Origin of the sequence: Williamsia muralis NBRC 105860, from assembly GCF_001598915.1 — a bacterium.
Lineage (GTDB): Bacteria > Actinomycetota > Actinomycetes > Mycobacteriales > Mycobacteriaceae > Williamsia > Williamsia muralis.
Genome location: NZ_BDAP01000004.1, coordinates 550843 through 558413, shown reverse-complemented (window position 1 = coordinate 558413; position 7571 = coordinate 550843). Strand labels below are relative to the sequence as shown.

Genomic DNA, 7571 nt, shown 5'->3' with positions numbered 1-7571 from the left:
GCTCGCCGTTTATCGATGAGTTGCCGGCGGGTTTGCGACGCCGGTGCGCTCGGGTGCTGGGGTTTGCTGGGTCTGCGGGGCGAGCGTTTGTGAGTTTGTTGGGCTGGGGTTCTGGCGCGCTCGGGGTGCTGGGGTTTGCTCGGTCTGTAGGGCGAGCGTTTGCGGGTTTGGTGGGCTGGGGCTCGGGCCCGCTCGGGGTGCTGGGGTTTGCTCGGTCTGTAGGGCGAGCGTTTGCGGGTTTGGTGCGCTGGGGCTCAGGTGCGCTCGCGTTGCCGGGATTCGCTCGGTCTGCAGACCGAGCTAACACGAGTTTGGCTCACGGGGCCCAACCCCCGCCCGGCCCCCACACACGGCCAAACACCAACACCACCCGCCCACCAAACTCCACCACCCGCTAATCTGGAAACACCTGTTATCAGATTGAAGGGTGGATGGATGAGCCAGAACAGTCAGAGGATGTCCCGGGAGGAGATGGACAGCCTCGACAGCAGTGTGTTCGCCAGGTCGTTGTTGTCGATGGGGCGCACGATGAGCACGTCGAACGTCATCATGCAGCTGGCCAATCCGGCGGTGGGTTATGGCGTAGCCAGGAGCAAGGTGGAGAACGGGCGTCTTGATCTGCACCCGATCAAGCGGGCCCGCACCACGGGGTCGTATTTGGCGGTGGCGGTGTTCGGCAATGCCGACGACCGCAGCCGGTTTCGCCAGGCCGTGAACCGTCAGCATGTGCAGGTCAGGTCGGACGACGACAGTCCGGTGCCGTACAACGCCATGAACATCGACCTGCAGTTGTGGGTCGCCGCTTGTCTGTATTTCGGCTGGGAAGACATCTATGAACGCGTGCACGGTCCACTGACCGGTGAGCTGCGTGAGCAGTTCTATCAGCAGGGCAAAGTGTGCGGAACCACCCTGCAGATGCCGGCCGAGGCCTGGCCCGCCAACCGCGACGCGTTCACCGAATACTGGGACGAGCAGACCGCGACGATCTCGATCAGCGACGAGGTGCGTGAGTTCCTCCTCGGGATCGCGAACTTCGACTACGCGCACCCCGCCATCAAGAAGCGGTACGGGCCGGTCAAGTATCGCCGCACCATCGGGTATCTGCCCCAACCCTTTCGGGAGGCGCTGCGCGTTCCGTGGACGCAGGCGGACCAGGAATGGTTCGACGACTATGTCGGGAAGCTCGTCGAGAAGGAACGCAAGACGCCACTATGGCTCTCGCAGTTGGGTTTTCGACTACTGCTCTGGGATGCGCGGATTCGTAGCCGACTGGGCCGACCGCTGGTCTGATCCGATCACTCGAACTGGGACTTGTACATCACCGAGTAACGTCCCTGCCGGGCCAAGAGCTCGTCGTGGGTTCCTTGCTCTGCCACCACGCCGTCTTCGATGACCGCGATGCTGTCGGCCTCGCGGATGGTGGAAAGTCGATGTGCCACAACGATGGTGGTGGTGCGAGTGGTGAGTGCCTCGAGCGCTCGGGCGATGAGCAGCTCGGTGCGTGAGTCGACGGCACTGGTCGCCTCGTCGAGCACGAGTATGCGCGGGCGGGCGATCATGGCCCGGGCGATGGTGAGGAGCTGCATCTGCCCCTCGCTCAGCGTGGTTCCGCCGTCGCCGATGACGGTGTCGAAGCCCTCGGGCAGGGCCTCGACGATCTGCAGCGCATGACTCTCGCGAGCTGCTCCCTCGATGTCGACGCGGGTGGCGAATGGGTTGCCGAACGCGATGTTCTCGGCGATGGTGCCGGTGAACAACCAGCGATCCTGGGTGACCATGGCTGCCTGGCCGCGTACGTACGACCGGGGTGCGGTGTTGATCGGCTCGCCGTCCACGAGGATTGATCCCGAGGACGGGTCGTAGAGCCGCAGAAGCAGATTGGTGAGTGTGGTCTTGCCGGCACCCGTGGGCCCGACCACCGCGACCGTTGATCCCGCCTCGACCTCCAACGAGAGGTCCTTGATGACGTCGATGGTCTTGGTGTCGTCTTCGGTGGACCGGCGATATCCGAATCGCACCTTGTCGAAAGCGATGGCCGGTGGTGCACTGTGACGTCCGATGGCCTGCTTTGCCGAGTCCTCGACCGCCGGGGCGTCTTCGATGGGCTCGGCCAACAAAGACTTGATGCGGCCGAGTGATACGAGCCCGGCCTGGAGTTGGGCCATCATGGAGGTGAGTTCGTTGACGGGCTGACTGAACATCCTCGAGAACGACACGAAGGCCTGGACCTGCCCGACGGTCAGCGATCCACCGACCACCTGGATTGCGCCGACGATGGCGACTGTCAGATATCCGAATGCGGTGATCGCCTGTAGGACGGGCGAAATGGAGCCCGCGTACGACTGCGCGGTGCGTGATGATCGCGCGAGCCGTTCGGTGGTGGCCTCGAACTCGTCACGGGCCCGGTTCTGCGCCCCGTACACCCGCAGGGTGTGGAGTTGGGCGTAGCCCTCGTCGATCTGTGAGGTGAGTTTGGCGGTTGCCTCCATCTGATCCTGGAAGTGGGGTCGTGATCGCTTGGCGATCAATACACCCGCGACGATGATCAGCGGAATGGAAGCGAGCACAACAAGAGTCAGCTTCCAGGAGATGATCGGCATCACGACCAGAAGCGCGACAACGGTCAGCACTGCACCGGGAAGTTTCACGAATAGAGGTGAGAACACGGATGACACGTTGTCGATGTCGGCGGTCACCTTGGTGAGCATCTGGCCCCGCGCCGCGGTGTCGAAGTAGGCAACAGGAAGACGGTGAATGTGCGACTCGATATCGGCCCGCAAACGGTTCATCGCCCGTTGGGTGAGGTTGTTGACCGCTGCGGCTTGCGTCCACGTACCCAGCGCTCCAATGGCATACACGACGACCAGCACGGCGAGAAGCGTGCCGACCGTACGGAAGTCGATGCCGACCCCGGGCACCGCATCGGCGCCTGCCACCACGTCTGCATAACTGCCACGGCCCTCGGCGCGTAGTTGGGCCTCCGCCTCGGCGGCTGACAACCCCTGGGGGAGTGTCATGCCGATGGCACCGGTGAACAGAGCGTTGATGATTCCGGCCAAGATCAGCGGACCGGCGATCAGTGCCGCGACGTTGGTCGATGCCAGCAACCCGACGGTGACGAGTTTGCGGCGTTCATGAGTCAGCCTGGCCAGCAGCCACTTCAGATTCATGCGAGGGCAGCCTGGGAATCGAGGATCTCGCGGTACGTGGCACTGGAGTCCAACAGTTCGTCGTGCGAACCTCGGGCATCGATGCGGCCGTCAGTCAGGATCACTATGGTGTCTGCTCCGCGAGCCGACGACACCCGCTGGGCAGTCAGGAGGATGACGGCATCCGGAAGGGACTGCCGCAGTCGGTGTTTGATGACACTTTCGATCTCGGCATCGAGGGCTGAGAACGGGTCGTCGAGCAGCAACAGACGTGGTTTGGCGGCGATGGCCTGGGCAAGGGCGAGGCGTTGCCGTTGGCCGCCGGAGAAGTTTCTCCCGCCGTGTCGCACCGGTTGAGCAAGTCCCATCTCGTGGGAGAAGACGAAGTCGGCCGCGCACGCCGTGGTGAGGGCGGCGCGGAGGTCGTCGTCGGTGGCTTCGGGGCATCCGAGCCGCAGATTGGCTTCGAGCGTCCCCGACATCAACGACGGTGCCTGCGAGACGTAGGAGATGTCCTTGTGCAACACGTCTCGTCGCCGCTCCCGCACGTCCACTCCGTCGATCAGCACCCGCCCGGATGTGACGTCGCTGAATCGGGGGATCAGTTTGAGCAGCGTGCTCTTGCCGTCGCCGGTTCCGCCAAGCACGGCGGTGACTGTTCCAGGGCGGCACACCAGGTCGATGTCGATGAGCACCGCGTGCTGCGCGCCGGGATAGCGGAAGCCGACGCCGTCGAGCTGCAGCGAACCCGTCCGCGACGACGGTGTCCGGTCGGCCGGGGGATCCTGCACCGACGGTTCCGTGTCGAGCACTTCCTTGATGCGACGGGCGCTCACCTGTGCGCGGGGGATGAGTGCGATCATCGCGGCGCCGATGGACAGTCCGATCAGGATCTGGGTCAGGTATCCGACAAACGCGATGATGCCGCCGACCTCCATCGTCTGATTGTCGACGAGAACGGCCCCGACACCGATCACTGCGGCGGCCCCGAGATTCGCGATGAAGATGATGCTCGGCAGCAACATAGCCTGCAGGGCTCCGATACGTCGCGCCGTTGCGGTGAGGTCTGTATTCGCAGCGTCGAAGCGCGACATCTCGAGTTCCTCGCGGCCGAACGACCGGATGACGCGAATGCCGGTGAGTTGTTCTCGGAGAACTCGTCCGACGCGATCGATGCGCATCTGAAGCTTCTCGTACGAGGGGATGAGTTTGCGGACGATGACAATGACGACTGCAGTCAGCGCGGCGGCGACTAGAACCACCAGGGGAGCCAGTTTGTAGTTCTCGCTCAAGGCCATCACCGTTCCGCCGATGACAAGCACCGGCGCGGAAGCGAGCACGGTCATCACGACAAACACAGCAAGCTGAAGTTGGTTGATGTCGCTGGCGCTGCGGGTGATCAGAGTGGGGATACCGAACCTTTGAAGATCGGTGTCGGAGAACGACTGCACTCGGGAGTACGTCGCGTTACGGATGGACCGGCCGGCGCTGGTCGAGATATGGGAACCGATCACGGTGGCCAAGACCGAGGCGCACAGGTTGGTGAGGGCGAGCGCGAGCATGATCGCGCCAATGGTGACGATCGCGTCCATGTCGGCGCGGGCAATTCCGTCGTCGACAAGGCGGCCGTTCAGGTTCGGCAGCAGCAGGGTGGTGGCCGCCGCCGTGAGTTGGAGCACGAAGAGCAGGACGAGGGTCCAGCGGAATGGCCGCAAGTGCGGCAGCAATACAGCTCGGAGTGGTCGCTTGATATTGGTGGCCATATGCATCACACGTCCCCGAAGCGCAGAAGCGCGCCGCGGGGACGTGTAATCAATAGAGAACTAGGACTCAGGGCTACTAGTTTGCGCTTCCCGAGGCGAGTCCGGCGAGGAGTCCGCCGAGCAGCTGGATGAAAGCGAGCAAGCCTGTTTCTGATGAGGTCATTTTCGAGTCCTTTCGACGTGCTTCCCAAGTGCGGCCCAGGTCGTCGACGCTGAGCTGTTCGCCGTGTTCGCGGCGAACCGGTCTCACAATGTCACCTTCGCGGCGACTTGTCAGCATCTTCGACGTGAATAGTTCGCCAAGGAAGCGATCATGCAGGTCAGGCCAAAAGTGCTGCGCCACAACGGGTCGCTGAATCGGTCAAGCGACGAGTTGTCTTTTTTTGAGGGGGCAACCGAAAACGTCCCCGGGATGACGGGTCATCCCGGGGACGAAACGAAGCTCTAGGTAGCGGTGCCGCCATCTTCGCCGCCGGCCAGGAGGCCGAGCAGAATTTGCAGCAAAGCACCGAAATCAACATCTTCCAGCGAACCCATTGAAATCTCCTTTGTGTTGACTACATGAACAGGCCGGAGTTTGCCGAGGCGCATGCTCGTGTTTTTGAATCCCCCGACTAACCGAGCCGATATCCACCATGGCATCTCCGGTTATCTTTGTCACCCCATTCGCGGAAAAAGAATGGGAAATGGAGACGACTTCAAGCGCGAAAGTGCGTTTGACCAGCGAACATTAAGTCTTTCAACTCGCGAATTATTTTATTGAATGGGTGTCCAGGGTGCACATTCCTGAAACGTCCGGTGAACTCCCGGTGGACCGGAATCAGCCGGGCGCGAATGGCATTTCGATCCGTCGGGCAGGCGGTTGGCCGCCGGGGGCAGCTTGTGACTCGAGCCCCTGACCTGGTGTTTTGGACAGGCGAATATCGAATCGGCTACTGGGCGCACACGAGACTGATGACCAGGATATTGTTCCCCCGTGACGCGAACTGTGCGACGACTGAACTTCTCTGCCCGATCCTGGCGTGGCCTGCTGTCTGCAGCTGTGGTTACCGCGGCTTGTGCATCGATGCTGACTGCGGCCCCCGCCTCTGCCGAGATGATCCCGACGCCGGGCATATCGTCCCCGGGCGGCTCGACTCTCAAAGCGGTGAACAAGGTCGGACCGAAACGGCTCGACCTGGTGGTGTACTCCGCCTCCATGAACCGGGACATCCCGTTGTCAGTGATCCTGCCGAAGGACCAATCGGCGCCGAGGCCCACGTTGTACCTGCTCAACGGTGCCGGTGGCGGCGAGGATGCGGCCACATGGCTCGCCAGGACCGACGTCGTGGACTTTTTCGCGAACAAGAACGCCAACGTGGTCATCCCCAACGCCGGCGCGTTCAGCTACTACACCGACTGGCAACAAGATGACCCGGAGCTCGGCCGCAACAAGTGGTCGACGTTCCTCGGCAAGGAGTTGCCGCCCATCATCGACTCAGCGCTGAACACGTCGGGTCGTAACGCGATCGCGGGCATTTCGTCGTCCGGCACCTCAGTGCTGAACCTCGCCATCGAACATCCCGAGCTTTATGAGGCCGTGGGCTCGTACAGCGGCTGTGCCACCACGGCGAGCCGATTGGGTCAGATATACATCCGCATCACTGTTGAGGCTCGTGGCGGCGGTGACCCGGTGAACATGTGGGGCCCTTACGACGGCCCAGGATGGCGCGCCAACGACCCGATCATCAATGCTGAGGGCCTGCGTGGTCATTCGCTGTACATCTCGAATGCGACGGGTCTTCCGGGTCCGTACGAGAGCCTGGCATATGTGAACGATCCGACAAAGCTTGCCGATCAGGTGGTTGTCGGTGGCGGAATCGAAGCCGCAACCGGTATCTGCACGGCTTTGCTTGCCGACCGCCTCAATACGCTCCGGATTCCCGCGACGTTTGATGTTCCGCCGGTGGGCACCCATTCATGGGGTTACTGGCAGGACCAGCTGCATCGTTCGTGGCCGCAGCTCGGCGGAGCGATCGGCGCCTGAGCGGGCCTTATAACCACAAAAACACGCCCCCAGCATTGCTGGGGGCGTGTTTTTTATGACGGTGTGTCTAGCCCATCAAGCCGATGAAGAAGGCGATGATTTCCAAGAAGTCGATGTCCATTGTGGAGGTCATGTAAGTCCCTTTCGTCGATACGGCTGGGCTGACCAGTGCCGTGAAGCCACCCCGGTACTCGAAGCTTTTGTTTCGTCAACCCGAATGAACTGTTGCATTGTCGAGTCGGCCTCGCGTATCGAATTGGGGAATCGATACAAAAGTCATCTGTTCGGAGGTCACCGAACTGGGGGCCCGATCGGCCAAATCGTCAGAGATAAAAAGGACTGATTTGTCACCAACGCCGTCGTATCCACAAAGCTCTGAGCGCGATGATGAGGCCTGCCAACGACAACAGATCCGACTCGGTCAGCCCATTTTGGTATGTGTACGACAGCAACACATGACCTTCGATCGGTCCGTTGAACAACACCCAGAGGACCGAAACAAATATCAGGACGACTGCCGCCGCACGGCTGGGGCGAGCCAAGCACCACGCGCCGGTGACGAAAAGCAGGTTCAGCAGCACCAGGCCGTAGAACAGAGCTGGTGGAATCATCAGACCAGTATGTGGTCGTCAC

6 protein-coding genes are annotated in these 7571 nt (G+C 61.8%); 2 read left to right on the top strand and 4 right to left on the bottom strand.

Going from position 1 to position 7571, the window contains the following annotated elements:
• Window positions 1–435: 435 nt before the first annotated feature.
• Window positions 436–1290 carry an oxygenase MpaB family protein gene (locus WIMU1_RS17995; RefSeq protein ID WP_062799172.1) on the top strand — a complete coding sequence of 285 codons (855 nt, stop codon included), beginning with the start codon at window positions 436–438 and terminating at the stop codon, window positions 1288–1290.
• Between the two features lie 5 nt (window positions 1291–1295).
• Here the strand turns inward: WIMU1_RS17995 and WIMU1_RS17990 are convergent, their stop codons facing one another.
• The 3 genes from WIMU1_RS17990 to WIMU1_RS17980 form a co-directional block, all read right to left on the bottom strand.
• Window positions 1296–3170 (bottom strand): ABC transporter ATP-binding protein, encoded by a 1875-nt coding sequence (locus WIMU1_RS17990; protein WP_062799170.1) that lies wholly within the window; start codon window positions 3168–3170, stop codon window positions 1296–1298.
• Window positions 3167–4912, bottom strand: a complete 1746-nt coding sequence (locus WIMU1_RS17985; protein ID WP_158599246.1) for an ABC transporter ATP-binding protein — start codon at window positions 4910–4912, stop codon at window positions 3167–3169. The genes WIMU1_RS17990 and WIMU1_RS17985 overlap by 4 nt, the downstream gene beginning before the upstream one ends.
• 76 nt (window positions 4913–4988) lie before the next feature.
• Entirely contained in the window at window positions 4989–5162 is a 174-nt protein-coding gene (locus WIMU1_RS17980; RefSeq protein WP_157366797.1) for a hypothetical protein, read from the bottom strand.
• Window positions 5163–5888: 726 nt separating this feature from the next.
• Between WIMU1_RS17980 and WIMU1_RS17975 the strand changes: the two genes are divergently transcribed.
• The gene (locus tag WIMU1_RS17975) at window positions 5889–6938 is read left to right on the top strand and encodes an alpha/beta hydrolase (protein ID WP_371850305.1); all 1050 of its coding nucleotides are present in this window, start codon (window positions 5889–5891) and stop codon (window positions 6936–6938) included.
• Window positions 6939–7285: 347 nt separating this feature from the next.
• Here WIMU1_RS17975 and WIMU1_RS17970 read toward each other — a convergent pair whose 3' ends face one another.
• A complete protein-coding gene (locus WIMU1_RS17970) occupies window positions 7286–7549 on the bottom strand; it encodes a hypothetical protein (RefSeq protein WP_062799165.1) in 264 nt (87 codons plus the stop codon).
• Between the last annotated feature and the right edge of the window lie 22 nt (window positions 7550–7571).